We start from the raw sequence: 17263 nt of genomic DNA, 5'->3' as shown, positions 1-17263 counted from the left end.
GCAAACCTACCTTATGACCGGCTCCAGGAGGTCACCGTGAGTCCGATAAGGAAGCAAACCTGCCTAATGGCAGGGCCCTCGCTGGCCGCCTCTGCCGTTTAGGGAACGAAATCTACCCAGTCACCAGCCCGAGGCAGTCACGGCGGGCTCGATAAGGAACCAAACCTGCCTAATGGCGGGAGCGGCATGGGGATCTCGGACGGCAGAGGGAAGCAAACCTACCTTATGACCGGCTCCAGGAGGTCACCGTGAGCCCGATAAGGAACCAAACCTGCCCAATGGCAGGGCCCTCGCTGGCCGCCTCTGCCGTTTCGGGAACGAAACCTACCTAATTTTCCTGCATGAACGGGGCATCTGTCTTGCGATCACGACTCGTTTCACCAAGCCGTTTCATCCAATGCAACCGTCCCGGCTTGAGGCCTCACGGGTCAGGTGCAGTCGTGGACCTGTCCGCTCACCCATGCCGCCCGCGCCGCCCGCGCCGCCGGCAAAGGTACGTTTGCCATCGCGATCCCATTGCCGAAGCCGCCGGCGTCTCCCCTGGCCTCCTGCCCTGCCTTTCCCCATCCCGTGGCCACTCGTTCCCGACTCACGCCCTTATCCGGGACAATCCCTTCATCCCGCCTCACCCCCTCAGCCAATTGCGAGCCGCTGGCGCAACTGCACCAGCGGCGGGAACCATCGGTATAAAACCAGCAGTGGTGTTCCATGCGCCAAGTTAATGCACCAGCGGCGGGAACCAGTGGTGAAAGAACAACTGGTCGGCCAGGATGAAGGCGGCCAGCGCCCACGCGTACAGGGCGAACCACCGCATCTGCGCATGCCGCAGCAGCCACAGCGTGAAGCGTACGGATAAGTACCCGGCCACGACCGCGGCGGCTGTCCCGACCATCATGGGCCCCCAGGGTGTTGCCCCCTCCCCCATCGGGGCGGACAGCGCCTTCTCCAGCTCCAGCACGGTCGCGCCCAAAATTGCCGGAATGGAGACGAGAAACGAAAACCGGCCTGCCGTGTCGCGGTCCAGGCCGCGCCATAAACCGCCGGCAATGGTCAGGCCGGAGCGCGACAGCGCGGGTAAAATGGCAGCTCCTTGGAAGATCCCGATCCACACTGCGTCCGACGTCCGCACGTCGTCTTGCGACTTGGTGCCCGACGTGACGCTGTCCATCCACCACAAAATGACGCCGGTTACCACAAACTCGAGCCCTAACGTCGCGCCGCTTGCGAACAGTTGGTCAAAGGCGTCCTCAAACAAGACGCCAATCAGCGCCGTTGGTACCAGCGCCACAAACAGCATGCGCGAGAAGCGGCTGAGTGGGTGCCGAATCAACCACCCGATGTCCGCTCGGAAGGCCCATAGCACCGCGATCAACGTGCCAATGTGCAAAAGCGTGATGAACAGCAGCTGGTCACCTTGGATGTGCCACAACTTTTGCAGCAGCACCAGGTGGCCGGAACTGCTGATTGGCAAAAACTCCGTGATGCCCTGTACAACGCCCAGAACGACGGCCTGCGTCCAGTCCATGTCGACCTCCTCCGTTTCCAGTATGGACAGCCTGTGACACCTCTTCTCTCCATGTATATGGACATGCGCGCTCGACATGTCCAACCGGCCGCACCCATCACGTCCGCAACAGCATTCATGTTCTGCCGGACAAGACCATATCTTGAACTGGAGGGATGCACAGTGCGCACGCGTCGAAGCTTTCTCGCCTTTCAGGTAGGCTGTACATACATCGGAACGGTTGTTGGCGCCGGATTCGCTTCCGGGCAGGAGATTTATCAGTTCTTCGGGCGGTTTGGCGACTGGGCTTACTTTGCGATCCCGATTGCCGTCCTCTTGTTCAGCTGGATTGGCTACCGCATCATGCTGGTCGGCCACCAGCTGCGCGCGCGCTCGTACCACGAGGTGAACGCGTACCTGTTTGGACCGGCGGTGGGGCGCGTGATGGACGCCGTGCTGATGGTGATGCTGTTCGGGGTGACGGTGGCCATGCTCGCCGGCGCGGGGGAACTGTTCCGCGAGCGGCTGCAGGTGTCGTTCTGGGTTGGCGCCATCGCGACGCTGTTGCTGACCCTGGCGACTGTCTTGCGCGGGATGGCGGGGCTGCTGGAGGCAAACACCGTGATTGTCCCCTTAATGGTGTCCTTTATGCTGTTCGCGCTGGGGCACTCCCTGTTCAGCGTGGGTGCGCGCGCTCCGTGGGTGGCAGGTCAGTTCCTCGGCACCGGCCATCCAGTTCTGGCGGGCGTGTCGGCCATCTTGTACGCGGCGCTGAACCTCGGCCTGGCGGCAGGTGTGCTCATCCCGCTGGGGGCCGATATCGAACACATCGACACCTTGCGCGCCGGGGCACGCCTGGGTGCTTCCGGGCTTGGCGTGATGCTGTTTGCCGTGACGTTCACGTTGTTCGCGCACTATCCCCAGGCCCTGCAGTTCCAGGTTCCGATGGCCTACATCGCCGCGCAGTTCGGGAAGACCTGGCAATGGGTGTTTGTGGCGGTGTTGTGGGGTGAAATTTTTTCGACGCTGGTGGGCAACGTGTACGCCATCGGCGCACAGTTTGCGGGTGAGAACCAGCGGCGCATGAACGTCACGGCGGCTGTCATCCTGGTTCTGGCGCTTGCGCTGTGCCAGGTCGGGTTTTCGAACATCGTTCACTATGGGTACACCGTGTTCGGCTGGGCAAGTCTGACCTTGCTCGCAGCCCTGTTGTGGCCGCGGCCTGAGCCCCCCTCTGCTTGAACCGCTCCCAACTTGAGATAATATAGGGGATGTGTGATGGGCGGTATGAGTGGCATCCGTCACGCAACCCTTTTTGGATGTGGAGCGGTGATTGCGCATGTGGAGGCAGGTTTGGAAGTGGGGGTCCATTCTGGTCGGCGCCCTGATTTATTCGGTTGGACTGAATGCGTTTTTGGTTGCGAACCACCTTGCAGAGGGCGGGCTGGTCGGCATCTCCCTGCTGTTTCTCTACAAACTGCACTGGCCTTTGTGGATCACGTTTCTCCTGTTCAACATCCCGCTGCTGATTCCGGGCTGGCGTCTGTTCGGCCACGAGTTCATCCTCAAGACGGCCGTTGGCGTTGGTGCCGTATCGTTGTTCACAGCACTCACATCCCATCTTCAGATGCCCACCGCCGACCCGTTGCTCGCTGCGCTCTACGCGGGCGTCGTCACTGGCTTTGGCCTTGGCATCATCTTCCGCGCGGGCGCCACAACTGGCGGATCCGACATCATTGCGCGTTTGGCCAGGCACTTCTATGGCATTGAAATGGGCCGCAGCTTGTTCGCCATCGACGTGCTGGTCCTTGTGCTCATTGCGTTTGAAATTGGTCGACAGACCGCGATGGTCTCCCTGGTCGCGTTGTTTGTCGCTAGCCGCGTGGTCGACTTCGTCATGTCCGGTGTCCGTGCTGGAAAGGCGGTCATGATTATCTCCGACCACAACCAGGCCATCATCAACGCCATCCACGACAAGCTGGAACGCGGCACGACCCTGCTGCAGGCGCGCGGCGGGTACACGGGGGATGCGCGCCAGGTCGTTTACTGTGTGGTGCCGCGGGACGAGTTGATGCGCCTGCAGCGCATTGTGTCGGAGATAGACCCTCGGGCGTTTGTAGTCATCAACGACGTCCACGAAGTCCTCGGCGAAGGGTTCTCGTATGACGGACCCGAAGATGCTCCGGGTTCCGCAAAATAAACAGGCCGTCTCGGGTGCTGCCACCTGAAACAGCCTGCTCTTCCACACGCGTGACCGGACTCGTCATTCGGTTTTTCTCATCCTTTTTGCTTCGACAGCCACTTGACAACCTGTTCTACCTGACTCTCCGATGTCAAGCCGCCTTTCGGGGGCATTGCACCCATCCCTTTGTTGACGAACGAGAGAATTTGGTTGTAGTTCCAGTGTGCGCCGATGGCGTAAATCGGAGGCCCAATCTGACCTTCCGCGGATTGACCGTGGCAGGTAGCGCACTGGCTTTCGAAGATTTTATAGCCAGGGTCCGACGTATCCACGAGGTGGATTTGGGAAGCTGGAATCTTCGGCAGCTGAACGAGCCCCGCGCTGAGTGCCCCGCCGCCGTTCGCGGCAGCAACTTCCGCATTGTGCTGCACGGCCGCCTCGTTGGTCAACCAGATGGTCAGCAGGGTAGCCAATACAATGCCGCCCGTTGCAAGCGGACGTTTGTAGGGATGGCGGCTCTTCTGGATATCCAGCCACGGCACCGCGATGAGCAGCAAGGTGCCGATGAACGGCACCAGCACCACCCCGATGGTGATGTCGCTGCCGGGGTAGTACTTGAGAATTTGATACAGGAACAAGAAGTACCAGTCCGGCACCGGAATGAACGATGTATCCTGCGGGTTGGCCAAACCGCCCCCGTCCGGGACGGGGTTGAACATGACCCAGAGCATAAAGGCCAGCAAAAAGACCGCGCCAACAATCCATTCCTTGAGCAAGAAGTTTGGGAAAAACGGCTCCGTTCCCGGATTCTTCAAAAGATGATGACGGTACCGCGGCGTGCCTGGAATTCGTTCGCCTCCAGCCATTCTGCGTAACCTCCTCGTCTACCCGTTATAGCGGACCTGCAATGTGCTGGCTGCGAATCATAATAAAGTGCAGCGCCAACAACACGAGCAGCGCGGCAGGCAGGAAGAACACGTGAATCGCGAAGAAGCGAGTCAGGGTCAACGCGCCGACGGTGTGACTGCCGACCAGCAGAGTTTGAATATAAGGCCCAATGAGCGGAATCGAACCAGCGATCTGCGTACCGACCGCCGTTGCCCAGTACGCCTTCTGGTTCCATGGCAACAGGTAACCCGTGAAGCCAAACGCGAGGACGACAAAGAAAATGAGAACGCCGACCACCCAGTTCATCTCACGCGGCGCCTTGTACGCGCCGGTGAAGAAGACGCGCAGCATGTGCAGAAACATCATGATGATGCACAAACTTGCGCCCCAGAAGTGCATGCCTCGCACGACCTCTCCGAGCAGCACCTCGTTGGTGATGTACTGGACACTGTACCAGGCGTTGGTGATGTCCGGCGTATAGTACATGGCGAGGAACATGCCGGACAAAATTTGCGTTGTGATGACGAGGAATGTCAGGCCACCAAAACAGTACACGAAAGCAGACATCTTGACCGCTGGATTGACGTGCGCCGGCACGTCGTGGTCCGCCACATCGCGCCAAAGTGGCGTAACATTCAGACGTTCATCAATCCAGTCGTACGCCTTCTTCAACATGTTTTGCCATCACCTGCCTTGACAGTCGCTGTTGAAAGAGACACCCCGGAAAACACTATGTATGTAAGCCCTTGCTGTTCCCTATCATCTTATCCTTCTCAACTTTTTTGTGTCAAGCAGGCTTCCCCATGACAAAAATGCGTAGAAAAAATAATGTCAGGAATTCGTCACGATTCTGAATCTTCCGCGTCCCATGGTGCGGGACTGCTCGCCCACAAGGAACGAAGCGCCGCGCACGTCCAATCAGCGGCTTGTTCCAGCAGGGCCTGTCCCTGCGCTGCCATGGCGCGGGCGGTTTCAGGGTCCATGCCGATGCGCCGGCGCTCCTCGGCTTCCATGTACGGCGCATGCGCGTGTGCGAGGTACATCCAGGCGTCGGCAAGCCGCGCTTTGGGGACGCGCTTGCGAAACCACTGCCACCAATCTATGACGAGCCACGGTGCGCCGGAGGGGGTGGTGACGCTGGCGTGATCGACCAGCAAGTGCCGCTCGGTGATGAGGACACCGAAGCGATGCGGATGTCCGATGATGGTTTCGAGTTCGTCCAGGCGCTCCGGAGAAAGCCCTGCCCATTGAAACGCCGCGCCCAGCCGCACCGTCGCGACGCGTCCGGAGAATCGACGCGACACGCGGCCGGCCAGTTCGTCCGAGATCCACGCGGACGCCTCGTGCGGCACGGCGATGTCGAGGGGCGCCGGTGTATAGGCGGTCGCCACCAGGGTATCCACGTACGCAGCGACAGATTGGAATTGATGGGGTGTGAGATGTGAGAAACGCATCGACGCCGCTCCTCTCCTCCATCCAGTCTGGATGCGGGAGCGGCAAGCCCGGAAACATGGCTGCTCCCGCAGTCTATTCGCAGTATATCACGGACGAGCGTGACAACTGGGCACTGAGGACGGCAGCCCCTGTACGATGGGTGTGACGAGCGCCGGTGTGTGACCCGAAAAAACGGCCGAACCAGCCCGCATGCTGGTCGACCGTCATTCCGGTGCTGCTTCTATGCCGTTTTCCGACGATGGCCCAGAACGGACCCTAACTGGCGGATGGTGTCTCGATGGCGTCAAACTCAATTAATTGCCGGCTGGCGCGGTAGAACGCCTCGCGGTCTCCGTTGTCCAACGCCGCATTCACCAGCTCCATCAGCTTCAATCGCTGATAGGACCGCAGAGACTGTTCAATGACCCAGTCTGCCTGCAAGGCCACCATTTCCTTGATGGCAGGCTCCAGCTCCGCCGGGGCCACTTCCTCCACGACGGCGGCATAGGCGTTGCAGGAAGCGCGATCCTTGAAAAACAGCCCCACGTACACGTCTTCGTCGGGGTGCTGGTAGAGGTCCAGGAATGCCTGTTCCACGTCGTTGGAAACCGGTTTGTTCCTTCGGTAGTAGCGGAACGGCGCGACGCTGACACAAGTTGTGGAGACGACGATGACGCGCGACAGTTGGCGGAAGTTTTCCACGAAATGGACTCGGCGCAGCACATTCTCGCGCGTCATCATGTACCGGATCAGCATCTCCGCTTCGCGGCTTTGCAGTTGATAGTTGGTCAGGAACCAGCGAAGAAAATGCTTTTTTTCGGCGACTGTCACTGTGCTACCCACGGCTGTCTCCCCCCTGAAAGGTGGTTTGAGTAAAATCCAACATCAACGTCGCAACAAGGTCTGTGTGACCGGGTTGTACCGGCAATAGTGAGAATTCTTTGTGTATTCTATTCGTGGACCGAGTGCAATTTTCCTGCTCTTACACAGTACGGGCTGCCCGATTTTTTCATGACTTTGAAATCGTCACGATCCGGCGGCGGGTCCGTCCTGGTGCTGTATGTCGGATGCTGCGGTATGCTGCCGTTCCCATTCCTGCAGGGTCCGTTCGACGTTGCCGGGAACGGGCGTCTGTGCGTGGTTCTGCACGAAGTCCAGCCAAGCCATCACCGACCTTCCTGCCATCAGTCCCTTTTGCACACGCTCTTCCGTGATGCGGTACACGCGAACGGCGCCGGTTTGCCGGAGTTCCGTGAACAACGCCAGTTCCGATGTGACGAAAGGCTGGTCAGCCGTTGCCACAATTTCGAAGTTGGGTTGAACGATGAGGATTCTTCTCCTGTCCGTATCACCGTCCTCTGCCTCCGGAAGGGCTTCCGGTGTTAGCAATTGTTGACCAAGTTTTGTGATTTGAAACCACTCCACAGAATGTTCATCTTTTCCGAGTCGAATCACGCCGAGGTGGGTCAGCATCTTCAGAATTCGCGTCGACCACACCTGCTCCTTGCTGTCATAGTAGTAGTCATTCACAAACGCGTCGAGTGCTGAGAGCATGACGTCGCTGCGCACCCAAGCGGTGGACACGTGTGCGACCAGTTGAACAATCTGCGGCAGCCGCGTGATGGGGCGCCGGTACAGCGTGATGTAGAAGCGGACCAAGGCACGCTGACGCTCCGTGCGGCTCATGTTGCGCCACCGGTCGGCTTCCGGCGTGACAACGAGTGTGCCTTCCTCGAGTTCGTCAATCAGCCGGTTGTGATAGGCGTAGTCGTAGAGCAGCGCAAACCGGTCCGGGTAATCGTGAAAGCGGCGCCCATAGCCAAACCGCCAGCCGCCCTGCAGCGGCTCCTCCGGCACTTCCAGCAGTTCGAGAATCTGCGTGAGGTTGCGCTTGTACAGGCTGCCGTCCACAGTCAGGCGCACATCGTGATGCAGCACGTACTCAAGAAAGACATCGAGATCGCGCGACAAGGCATAGTCTTCCTCCTGATAGGTCAGCGGCCCCTCCTCGGAGGTTTCGAGCCTGGATGCAAACTCCGCAATCATGGCCCGCCGCAGTGCTGCCTGAAGCTCCTTGGGCATGCAGTACATCAGACGCCCGGCGTAGCGCGTGGTCGGATACAGCCACCCTTCCGACAGTGCCATATCGAGGGTCCCCTCTGGGCAGCCGGCGGCAGACAGAGCGCCGCTCAGGTCCTCTGTCGAGAACACGTTGCGCGAATCCAGGCACAACCGGAGCATCACCCGCTCGCGTCCCTCCCGCCACTCCTGGATGTGTTCTGCCAGAAATTCCTTGTTTCGAAACGAAAACAGGATTTCTTGAATGAGCGCCATCTTGGAGTACTTGGAGCAGGAAAAGTCATACCGCTCCGCAATTCTTCTCAGGGTTGAAATGTCAGCGGTGTTCAGGCACTCCGACAAGTTCACAGTCCTTCATCCTCTCTGTATTGGGCAGGTACCACGTGACTTCAGCAGAATCGATGATTTCGTATGAATACCCTTGTTCAACCAGGTAGAGTTGACGCCGCTTCGCCATCTGCATCTCGAGCGTGTCTTTGCTCACGAGCGAGTAGAAGGTTCCCTCCGCACTCGCCGGTCGAAGCAGCCGGCCGAGGCGCTGCGCCTCCTCTTGGCGTGAGCCGAATAAGCCGGAGATTTGAATGCCAACGGAGGCCACGGGCAAATCCACTGCCATGTTTGCGACCCGTGACAAGGCAATACATCGAATCTCGCGTCTTCGGAACTGGTCGAACACGGCCAGCCGTTCCGATTCTGGTGTACGCCCGGTGACCAAGGGACAGCCAACGCGCCTTGCCGCCCGTTCGAGGGATTCCAGATAGTGCCCAATGATGAGAATGCTTTCTCCATGATGACGTCGACACAGGGCTTCCACGACGTCGAGTTTGTCTTCATTTAACGCGGCAATCCGATGTTTGTCGCGTGCGGTGGCAGCCGCGTAGGCCGCTCGTGCGGATTCAGGCAGCGCGATCTCGACCTGGACGCACCGCACCGTGGACAGGTAGCCTTCCTGCTCGAGTTGACGCCAGGGGACTTCGAAGCACTTGGGTCCGATGAGGCTGAATACGTCCGTTTCCGCGCCGTCCTCCCGAACCAGCGTCGCTGTCAGGCCCAGCCGGCGTGAGCTTTGCAAATCGGCCGCCAGCCGGAACAACGGAGCCGGGAGCATGTGTACTTCGTCGTAGATCACGATGCCCCACGGACACTGCGTCAGCGCCGTGAGGTGGGGCATGTCCCCGGACCGGGCTTTGGAAGTTACACGCTGGTAGGTCGTGATGGTGATGGGCGCAGGCGGCTGACCGGGTTCATAGATGCATACGTTCGATTCGGTCAGGCTCGTTCGGTGCAGCAGTTCGTTTCGCCACTGCGCTGCCGACGAGAAGCTGGGCGTCAAGATGAGCGCCTGCATTTTCAATTGCGCCAAGACGGCGATGCCCACCAGCGTCTTCCCAGCTCCGCACGGGAGCACCACGACGCCGCTCTCTTCCGCGGTATGGGTGAAGAAGCGGTGCACCGCTTCCCGCTGATAGGGGCGCAGCGTGGTGTCTGGCGAGAGTTCGACCTCCACCGACGGAGCGGTGCGATAGCCCGCTCGGTCAATCACCGGAAAGCCGAGTTTCGCCAGCACCTGTTTGACCTTGGCCCGGTCCCGCGCATGAAACACGAGCGCGTCGTCCTGCACTTCGGCAGCCATTTGCGAGACTTCTCCACGGGCTCGGAGCGCTTCCAGTACCGGGCGGTCGGCTCGAAGCGCGATGCGATTGCGCGCACCGCGCTGGAGAATGAGACGCCCCCACTTCCCCATCTCGCTGACGATGAGCTGCTGGAGCGCGTATGGAACCGGGTTCGCGGAAAACTTTCGCAGAAACCCGAGGACTTCCCTGGCCGTATAGCCCAGGGCAGCTGCCTGCCACAAGGTAAATGGACGAATTTGATAGACGTAGAGCGGTTCCATCCGCTGGACCAATGCTGCAATCGCAGCCAGGGTATGACGAACCTGATCGTAAGCCGGATGCTCGGTTTCCACGAGCATCGAGCCGTCGGACTGGACGTACAGAAGCGCGATCATGTTCAGCCCCCCGTGAAGTTCCCGAGTACGTGACGATCGCAGGATTTCAGAGTGGCGGTGTGTTCCGCGTTGGGCGCTGTTCGTGGTGTTCGTCATGCTGCCGGCCGTGCGCCGTAGTCATCCCACGCTTCACTTCTTTGGCCCGGATGGGCCATACAGTTTCAGTATTGGAGGATCAAAGGAAATGTATACCTCTCCTCCCATCCGCCCCAGGGCAGACGGGTCGAGTGGAAGACGCCCCGGCGGCTTTGGCGTATGGGGTCAGGCTGCGCCGCACACGGGCAGGTTCATCGCGGAATGGAGCAAAAAAAAAGGAGGAATCCTCAAGAGGATTCCCCAAAACGTTTTGCTAGGAGTGGAGAGAAATCAGAACAAAACACCCTTCGACAAGAAGAATATACCGAAATGGAAGCGCTGTCAATAGCGATGTTGCGCCAACCATTGGGTGTGCGCTCGACGGGCTTCGTCGAGCAGCGCGGCCAAACCTTCGCGGTCCTGGTCATCCAGGACTTGGGAAAACTGCTGCAATCGCTCGATGATGCGGTGGAGGTGTGTCCGTACTTCGCTCGTGTTGGCGATGAGGACGTCGGCCCAAAATTCTGTCGGAGACGCTGCCAGCCGCGTGATGTCGCGAAATCCAGGCCCAGTGAGGTGCGCAAAGTGGGCGCCGGACGCCGATTCAGCATCCTGATAGGCCAGCATAGCGGATAACGACGTGACGTGAATGCCGTGACTGACAGCGGCCATGGCAACGTCGTGATGGATAGCTGAAGGCAGGTGTACGATGCGTGCGCCGAGCGCGGTAAGGAGCGGCGTAATGCGCGAGCACGCGGGCCAGCCGTCGAGCACAATCCAGTTGCAGCCGTGAAACAGGTCCGAGGTCGCAGCCGCCGGGCCTTCGGCTGCGAGCCCAGCCATCGGGTGCGTTGGTGCGAACTGGTGGGTCAGGCCTAGCTGAGCCGCCTGGTCGCAAATGGCTTCCTTCGCGCTGCAGATATCCATCACCACGTCGCACAAACGGGCGGCGGTTGCAACCAGCGCACACGACGCATTCAGCGGCGCGGCGAGAATGCAGAGGTCATAGCGGGGCACGGAACCCTGCGCAGCGTCATCCATGCTGGCCAGCACATCATCGAAGCCGCCCCTTGCGGCAGCGATGGACCGGTGCATGCGGTTGGGCTCGACCCCAACCAGGGTGCGTGACGCGTCGAGAGATTTTATCGCGAGTGCCAGCGACATGCCGAGCAGGCCGCATCCAATCACCAAAACAGAACGCGGCCAGGCGCCGCCGGACGGGGTTTCCACCGCATCCGTGACGCCTGCCGCGAGGTTGTCATTTGTATGGCTGTTGTTGTCTTGGTCCATTTGCTTCTTCCTTTTAGCGGTGCGGGCTGTAAATCGCTTCGTCGATGTTCATGGCCGCCGAGATGCGGCGCACTTCCTGCACCATTGTGTCGAACGAGTCGAGCGTGAGCGACTGCTCTCCATCCGACAGGGCTTCTTTCGGGTTCGGATGGACTTCCACAATCAGTCCGTGCGCGCCCGCCGCGATGCCTGCTCGGGCCATGGCGGTCACGTACTGCCACTTGCCCACGCCATGACTGGGGTCGACCAGAATGGGCAGATGAGACAGGTGCTGCACCACGGGGACGGCGTTCAAATCGAGCGTGTTGCGTGTGTAGGTTTCAAACGTGCGAATGCCGCGTTCGCACAAAATGACGTTCGGGTTGCCTTCGGACAAAATGTATTCAGCCGACATCAGCCACTCTTCCATCGTGGCCGCCAGCCCGCGTTTCAGGAGAACTGGCATCTGCGTTTTTCCGACTGCGCGGAGCAGCGGGTAGTTCTGCATGTTGCGCGCGCCGATTTGCAGGACGTCCACGTATTCACACATCAGCGGCAGCGCGTCGATTTCCATAACTTCGGAAACAATCGGCAGCCCCGTCTGTTCACGAGCTTCCGCCAGGTATTTCAGTCCCGTTTCACCCAAACCCTGGAAGGAGTACGGAGAAGAGCGCGGCTTGAATGCCCCGCCGCGCAGCATGTGCGCGCCCGACTTTTTGACCGCGTGCGCGACCTCGAGGATTTGCTCGAGCGATTCAACCGAACAGGGACCTGCGATAATGGTCGGGTCTCCGCCGCCGACCACGTGATTGCCCACGGTCACCAATGTATCCTGCGGATGAAACGCCCGGCTCGCAAGTTTGAACGGGTTGGAGACAATCACAACCTTCTCCACACCCGGCATGGACTCCACTGGCAATTCGCGAACACGCTCCTTTGGGCCAATGACGCCGACAATGGTTTTTTCCTCGCCTTGCGAGATGTGGACGCCGAGGCCCTTGGTCTCCAGCAAATGAACCACTTCGTCGATCTGCGACTGGTGCGCGCCTTCCTTCATGACGATAATCATAATCTCTCCACTCCCTCTTGGGGTATTTGTGATTTATGTGAATGATGGGATGCAACGGGCTGATTGTCAACCCCTTTTGTACAACCAATTTGCAATTGTCCGTGCAATGATGTATCCAAACCATTCGTACGCCTCGGTCAGCGCTGGGCAGTTCAGCGGATGGCTTGCATCAATTCAGCGGCAAAGGACCGCACGCTCCCCAGGACGTCGTTCGCCAGTTCCTCTGTCCGTGCTCTGGCAGCGACTTCACCAGCGCCAGGCGCTGCCAGCGCTTGCGGGGCGGCCTGCAGGACCTGGTCGATGCGGCGGATGAACGCGCTGCCCACGATAACGCCGTCTGCGTAGGCCGCGATGGCCTTGGCTTGGTCCGGTCCGCTTACGCCAAACCCGACCGCCACGGGTAAGCTCGTGTACCGGCGCGCGGTCTGCACCAATGCCTCGACGCGGTCCGACATGCGCGCCCGTTCTCCTGTCACCCCCAGCGACGAAACACAGTAGACAAACCCGCGCGCGGCCTGGCAAATTTGCGCGATGCGGGCCTCGCCGGAGGTTGGCGCAATCAGCGGAATCAGGTCGATCCCGGCGGCATCCGCCGCCTCCCGCACGCCATCGCTCTCCTCAAACGGCAGGTCCGGGACAATCACACCGTCGGCGCCCGCCTGCACGGCATCCCGGAAAAACCGCTCCGGTGTGTACTGCAAGAGCGGGTTCACGTACGTGAACAACACCAGGCCCTTGTCGGTTCTGGTGCGCAAATGGGCGGCCGCCTCAAACGCCTTCGGCAGGGCAAACCCGGCTTGCAGGCTGCGTACGGCAGAGGCTTGAATGACTGGTCCGTCTGCCAGCGGGTCGGAGTACGGCATGCCGATTTCCAGCACATCTGCGCCAGTTTCCAGCACGGCTTCCATCAACCGCAGCGAGAGGTCCATGGACGGGTCGCCGGTGTTCAGGAATGGAATCAGCGCTGCGCGCCCGGTCTTTTGTTCGAATGCCTTCGCAATCCGGCTCATGGTCGATCGCCTCCCGCCAGTGCCGCGATTTGTTCAACATCCTTATCGCCGCGGCCAGAGAGGCAAACGACGATGGCTGCGCCGCGATCGAACTCTTTTGCCATCTTGATGACCTGGGCAACGGCATGCGCGCTCTCCAGCGCCGGAATGATGCCTTCCAGCCGGGACAGGAGATAGAACGCCTCCAGGGCCTCGTCGTCGGTCACCGGCACATACTCTGCTCGGCCCGTGTCATGGAGCCACGCGTGCTCGGGACCTATTCCAGGATAGTCCAGACCGGCTGAAATCGAGTGTGCCGGTGTCACTTGTCCATGGTCATCCTGCAGCAGATAGGTCAACGACCCATGGAGGACGCCTGGGCGCCCCCGTCCAATGCTGGCGGCGTGGGCGTCCGTGTCGATGCCTCGGCCGGCCGCCTCCACACCAATCAACCGCACGGATTTGTCTTCCACGAACGGGTAAAACATTCCCATCGCATTGCTGCCGCCGCCCACACACGCGACCGCAACGTCGGGCAGCCGGCCTGCGATCGCCTGCAGCTGCGCCTTCGTCTCATCGCCGATGATGCGCTGAAAGTCCCGCACAATGCGTGGATAAGGGTGCGGACCGACGACCGATCCGATGATGTAGTAGGTGTCCTCCACGTGCTCCACCCAGTACCGAATCGCTTCATTGGTGGCATCCTTCAAGGTGCGCGTGCCGGAGACGGCGGACACCACGTCCGCCCCGAGCATCCGCATGCGAAACACGTTGAGTGCTTGCCGCCGCATGTCTTCCTCGCCCATGAACACGGTGCATTCCAGGCCAAACCGGGCGGCGACCGTCGCGGACGCCACCCCGTGCTGTCCTGCGCCCGTCTCCGCGATGACCCGGCGCTTGCCCGTGTGCACGGCGAGCAGCGCCTGTCCAATGGTGTTATTGATTTTATGCGCGCCGGTGTGATTCAAGTCTTCCCGCTTCAAATAAATTTTGGCGCCGTTTTTCCCAAACAAGTGGTTGGACAGCCGCTCCGCGTAGTACAGCGGCGTGGGCCGCCCGGCGTAGTTTTCCAGGTAGTACTTCAATTCGCTCTGAAAGTCCGGGTCTGCCGACAGGCGAAGATAGTCGGCCTCCAGCTGGTGCAGCGCGGGCATCAGCGTTTCGGGGACATACCGTCCGCCGAAGCGGCCGAACCGACCATGGACATCGGGAATTTGCTGTTCAGGCATACGGACTCACCGCCTCAATCATGGCTAAGATTTTTTCGGGAGATTTGCGCCCCTCGGTCTCGACGCCGGACGACACGTCGACGCCCGCCGGGTGAAGGTGCGCAAACAGGCGGCGTACGTTGTCGGGGCGAATTCCGCCCGCAATCCAAATGGGCGGCAGCGGCTCGGTCGGTTGGGCCAGCAGCGCCGGCAAATGGGTCCAGTCGAACGGTTGTCCGTATCCGCCCGTAACGCCTGCTGCCGCATTCACCGGCGGCGGGGCGTCAATCAAAAGCGCATCCACCACGCCCGTATAGCTCGACAACACCTGCCGGAACGGCGCCGTGTGGCCCGCGTTGCGCGGGGCGGGCAAGGCTTTCCAGACTTCATACCCGGCCGCTTTGGCGCGCGCGCAGTCCTCCGGGCCTTCCTTGCCGTGCAGCTGGATCCCGCCGAGGCCAACGTACCGGGCGATGTCGAGCACCTGGTCCATCGGCGTGTCGACAAACACCCCCATCACCGTCGAGGAAGCGGCCAGGGCGCGGGCAAGGTCGGCGGCACGGTCGGGATCGACATAGCGGCGGCTGTTCGGGGCAAACACGATGCCGGTGTGCGTGACGACTGGGTGGCTCGCAAACGTCAGGTCGTCACCAGGTTTCAGTCCGCAGATTTTCAATTGGGTCATGGGCGCAGCACCTGCAAGTCGGACAGCAGGTTCGCGCGCGCTTGCGGCGATTCGCAGCGCATCAGTGATTCGCCGACCAGAATGCCGCACGCCCCGCATGCCGCCAGCCGCGCCGCGTCCGCTGCCGTGTGCACGCCGCTTTCCGCAATAAACGGAAGCCCTGGCGGCATGGCTTCGGCCACCTTCTCCGTGGTCTCCAGGGAGACTTCAAACGTCCGCAAATCCCGGTTGTTCACGCCAAGTACAGACGGCGATGCAGCAAGCGCGCTGTCCAGTTCGTCCAGGCCGTGAATCTCGACCAGCACGTCCAGCCCCAGCCCCTGTGCGTATTTGGACAAGGAAATGAGGCGATCGCGCCGCAGCGCCGCGACAATCAGCAAGATGGCGTCCGCCCCAGCCGCGCGCGCCTCGTCGATTTGCGCTTCGTGAATGATGAAGTCCTTGCGAAGCACCGGCACGCCGACGGCCCGGCGAATATTCTTCAGGTCGTCCAGCGAGCCGCGAAAGTAGGTTTCGTCGGTTAACACCGAGATGGCCCGTGCACCTCCCTCTGCATACGTGCATGCCGTTTCAACGGGCCGAAAATCGGTCGTGATGAGTCCTTTGGAGGGACTGGCCTGTTTGACTTCCGCAATCACAGAGAGCCGTTCGTTGTCGCTCAGGTGTTTCGCAAAGCCGCGTGTGGGCGGCAGCTCGGCGAGCTGCGCCGCATCCGGGCGTCCACTCGCCAGCAGCCGCTCCACTTCCGCGTGCTTGGTCTCAAGGATGCGTTCCAGAAAGGTTGTCATTGTGCGACCTCCGCTGCCTGGTATTGCCGTGTCGCCAGAACGAATTGGCGCAGCGTCCGTGCCGCTGCACCCGCATCAATGGTTTCGGCGGCCCGGATGACGCCGTCCTGCAGGGTCGCGACGCGCCCGGCGACATACAGCGCGGCGCCGGCGTTCAACAGCACAATGTCGCGGCGCGGGCTGCGTTCGCCTGCCAGCAAGGCACGGATGATTTCCGCATTTTCGCGGGCATCTCCACCAACGACATGAGACAGGTCGGAAATCGGTAGTCCGAACATTTCCGGGTGGATGGTGTACTCGCGCACTTCCCCGTCTTTCACTTCGGCGACCCGGGTCTCACCAGCGATGGAGATCTCATCGAGGCCGCCTGCGCCGTGCACCACGAGCGCGTGTTCACTGCCAAGACGCAGCAGGGCATGCGCTACCTTGGGCACCAAGCTGGGTTGAAAGACGCCGACGACCTGGCGTTTGGCGTTGGCCGGGTTGGTCAACGGTCCGAGGATGTTGAAAATGGTGCGAAAGCCGAGCTGCTTGCGCGGCTCTGCAGCGTACTTCATGGCAGGGTGATAACTCTGCGCGAACAGGAAACACAAGTTCACATCGCGCAGGCAGAGTTCTGCAGCAGATACGTCAAGGTTAATTTCGGCCCCCAACGCCTGCAGCACATCGGCGCTGCCGCTGCGGCTCGAGACCGCGCGGTTGCCATGTTTCGCGACCGGGGCTCCGGCTGCAGCGCAAACGAACGCCGATGCAGTTGAAATATTAAACGTATCTGCGCCATCACCGCCCGTACCACAGGTGTCAATGACACGGTCAGGCGCGTTCAGGCGCAGCGAATGATTGCGCATTGCACGGGCAAAGCCGACAATCTCTTCGACCGTTTCACCACGGACCGCCATGGCGGCCAGCAGTCCAGCCGTCTGTACCGGGGTGGTTTGCCCTTCCATTAACAAGTTCATGAACGATTCCGCGCGCGTCTCGTCGAGCGTTTCTCCACGCGCCACGGATTTGAGAACATCCGATACGAATTCGGCTGTTGATGCCCCCATCTTTGCTCGTCTCCTCTCCACTGTGCGCCCGAATCC

Annotated in this window: 17 protein-coding genes; 2 read left to right on the top strand and 15 right to left on the bottom strand. The window is 60.5% G+C overall.

Going from position 1 to position 17263, the window contains the following annotated elements:
* Nucleotides 1-428: 428 nt before the first annotated feature.
* Entirely contained in the window at nucleotides 429-593 is a 165-nt protein-coding gene (locus JI721_RS16570; protein WP_274455961.1) for a hypothetical protein, read from the bottom strand.
* 125 nt (nucleotides 594-718) lie between these two features.
* Nucleotides 719-1525, bottom strand: coding sequence for an undecaprenyl-diphosphate phosphatase (locus JI721_RS16565; RefSeq protein ID WP_274455960.1), 807 nt, complete (start codon nucleotides 1523-1525; stop codon nucleotides 719-721).
* A gap of 162 nt (nucleotides 1526-1687) precedes the next feature.
* Here JI721_RS16565 and JI721_RS16560 point away from each other — a divergent pair, with 162 nt between their 5' ends.
* Both JI721_RS16560 and JI721_RS16555 read left to right on the top strand, forming a co-directional pair.
* Complete coding sequence (locus JI721_RS16560) at nucleotides 1688-2746, top strand: YkvI family membrane protein (protein WP_274455959.1); 1059 nt, start codon at nucleotides 1688-1690, stop codon at nucleotides 2744-2746.
* Between the two features lie 97 nt (nucleotides 2747-2843).
* Nucleotides 2844-3704, top strand: coding sequence for a YitT family protein (locus tag JI721_RS16555; RefSeq protein WP_307015665.1), 861 nt, complete (start codon nucleotides 2844-2846; stop codon nucleotides 3702-3704).
* A 77-nt stretch (nucleotides 3705-3781) separates the two neighbouring features.
* Here the strand turns inward: JI721_RS16555 and JI721_RS16550 are convergent, their stop codons facing one another.
* The 13 genes from JI721_RS16550 to trpD all read right to left on the bottom strand — a co-directional run bounded on the left by JI721_RS16550 (nucleotide 3782) and on the right by trpD (nucleotide 17227).
* Nucleotides 3782-4552 (bottom strand): menaquinol-cytochrome c reductase cytochrome b/c subunit, encoded by a 771-nt coding sequence (locus JI721_RS16550; RefSeq protein WP_274455957.1) that lies wholly within the window; start codon nucleotides 4550-4552, stop codon nucleotides 3782-3784.
* Nucleotides 4553-4577: 25 nt separating this feature from the next.
* Nucleotides 4578-5249, bottom strand: a complete 672-nt coding sequence (qcrB, locus tag JI721_RS16545; RefSeq protein WP_274455956.1) for a menaquinol-cytochrome c reductase cytochrome b subunit — start codon at nucleotides 5247-5249, stop codon at nucleotides 4578-4580.
* 167 nt (nucleotides 5250-5416) lie between these two features.
* Nucleotides 5417-6028, bottom strand: a complete 612-nt coding sequence (locus JI721_RS16540) for a hypothetical protein (RefSeq protein WP_274455955.1) — start codon at nucleotides 6026-6028, stop codon at nucleotides 5417-5419.
* Nucleotides 6029-6284: 256 nt separating this feature from the next.
* Nucleotides 6285-6851, bottom strand: a complete 567-nt coding sequence (locus JI721_RS16535; RefSeq protein ID WP_274455954.1) for a YpiB family protein — start codon at nucleotides 6849-6851, stop codon at nucleotides 6285-6287.
* Nucleotides 6852-7034: 183 nt separating this feature from the next.
* Nucleotides 7035-8435 carry a helicase-associated domain-containing protein gene (locus JI721_RS16530; RefSeq protein WP_274455953.1) on the bottom strand — a complete coding sequence of 467 codons (1401 nt, stop codon included), beginning with the start codon at nucleotides 8433-8435 and terminating at the stop codon, nucleotides 7035-7037.
* Nucleotides 8404-10095 carry a DNA repair helicase XPB gene (locus JI721_RS16525; protein ID WP_274455952.1) on the bottom strand — a complete coding sequence of 564 codons (1692 nt, stop codon included), beginning with the start codon at nucleotides 10093-10095 and terminating at the stop codon, nucleotides 8404-8406. The genes JI721_RS16530 and JI721_RS16525 overlap by 32 nt, the downstream gene beginning before the upstream one ends.
* A gap of 417 nt (nucleotides 10096-10512) precedes the next feature.
* Nucleotides 10513-11460 (bottom strand): prephenate dehydrogenase, encoded by a 948-nt coding sequence (locus tag JI721_RS16520; RefSeq protein ID WP_274455951.1) that lies wholly within the window; start codon nucleotides 11458-11460, stop codon nucleotides 10513-10515.
* A gap of 13 nt (nucleotides 11461-11473) precedes the next feature.
* Nucleotides 11474-12508, bottom strand: coding sequence for a 3-deoxy-7-phosphoheptulonate synthase (aroF, locus tag JI721_RS16515; RefSeq protein WP_274455950.1), 1035 nt, complete (start codon nucleotides 12506-12508; stop codon nucleotides 11474-11476).
* Between the two features lie 152 nt (nucleotides 12509-12660).
* Nucleotides 12661-13518 (bottom strand): tryptophan synthase subunit alpha, encoded by an 858-nt coding sequence (gene trpA, locus JI721_RS16510; protein WP_274455949.1) that lies wholly within the window; start codon nucleotides 13516-13518, stop codon nucleotides 12661-12663.
* Entirely contained in the window at nucleotides 13515-14726 is a 1212-nt protein-coding gene (gene trpB / locus JI721_RS16505) for a tryptophan synthase subunit beta (protein ID WP_274455948.1), read from the bottom strand. The genes trpA and trpB overlap by 4 nt, the downstream gene beginning before the upstream one ends.
* Complete coding sequence (locus tag JI721_RS16500) at nucleotides 14719-15390, bottom strand: phosphoribosylanthranilate isomerase (RefSeq protein WP_274455947.1); 672 nt, start codon at nucleotides 15388-15390, stop codon at nucleotides 14719-14721. The genes trpB and JI721_RS16500 overlap by 8 nt, the downstream gene beginning before the upstream one ends.
* Nucleotides 15387-16178: an indole-3-glycerol phosphate synthase TrpC gene (trpC, locus tag JI721_RS16495; RefSeq protein WP_274455946.1), complete on the bottom strand. Its 792-nt coding sequence runs from the start codon at nucleotides 16176-16178 to the stop codon at nucleotides 15387-15389. The genes JI721_RS16500 and trpC overlap by 4 nt, the downstream gene beginning before the upstream one ends.
* Complete coding sequence (trpD, locus tag JI721_RS16490; protein WP_274455945.1) at nucleotides 16175-17227, bottom strand: anthranilate phosphoribosyltransferase; 1053 nt, start codon at nucleotides 17225-17227, stop codon at nucleotides 16175-16177. The genes trpC and trpD overlap by 4 nt, the downstream gene beginning before the upstream one ends.
* Between the last annotated feature and the right edge of the window lie 36 nt (nucleotides 17228-17263).

It is taken from the genome of Alicyclobacillus cycloheptanicus (assembly GCF_028751525.1).
GTDB classification, from domain to species: domain Bacteria; phylum Bacillota; class Bacilli; order Alicyclobacillales; family Alicyclobacillaceae; genus Alicyclobacillus_L; species Alicyclobacillus_L cycloheptanicus.
This window is presented reverse-complemented; position numbering and strand designations above follow the sequence as displayed.

Bases quoted from the DNA above. Each gene is read 5' to 3' on its own strand.
- JI721_RS16500 (WP_274455947.1), bottom strand. From the start codon at position 15,390: ATGACCCAATTGAAAATCTGCGGACTGAAACCTGGTGACGACCTGACG.
- trpD (WP_274455945.1), bottom strand. From the start codon at position 17,227: ATGGGGGCATCAACAGCCGAATTCGTATCGGATGTTCTCAAATCCGTG.
- trpB (WP_274455948.1), bottom strand. From the start codon at position 14,726: ATGCCTGAACAGCAAATTCCCGATGTCCATGGTCGGTTCGGCCGCTTC.
- JI721_RS16565 (WP_274455960.1), bottom strand. From the start codon at position 1,525: ATGGACTGGACGCAGGCCGTCGTTCTGGGCGTTGTACAGGGCATCACG.
- JI721_RS16525 (WP_274455952.1), bottom strand. From the start codon at position 10,095: ATGATCGCGCTTCTGTACGTCCAGTCCGACGGCTCGATGCTCGTGGAA.
- JI721_RS16520 (WP_274455951.1), bottom strand. From the start codon at position 11,460: ATGGACCAAGACAACAACAGCCATACAAATGACAACCTCGCGGCAGGC.
- trpC (WP_274455946.1), bottom strand. From the start codon at position 16,178: ATGACAACCTTTCTGGAACGCATCCTTGAGACCAAGCACGCGGAAGTG.
- JI721_RS16550 (WP_274455957.1), bottom strand. From the start codon at position 4,552: ATGGCTGGAGGCGAACGAATTCCAGGCACGCCGCGGTACCGTCATCAT.
- trpA (WP_274455949.1), bottom strand. From the start codon at position 13,518: ATGAGCCGGATTGCGAAGGCATTCGAACAAAAGACCGGGCGCGCAGCG.
- qcrB (WP_274455956.1), bottom strand. From the start codon at position 5,249: ATGTTGAAGAAGGCGTACGACTGGATTGATGAACGTCTGAATGTTACG.
- JI721_RS16555 (WP_307015665.1), top strand. From the start codon at position 2,844: ATGTGGAGGCAGGTTTGGAAGTGGGGGTCCATTCTGGTCGGCGCCCTG.
- JI721_RS16540 (WP_274455955.1), bottom strand. From the start codon at position 6,028: ATGCGTTTCTCACATCTCACACCCCATCAATTCCAATCTGTCGCTGCG.
- aroF (WP_274455950.1), bottom strand. From the start codon at position 12,508: ATGATTATCGTCATGAAGGAAGGCGCGCACCAGTCGCAGATCGACGAA.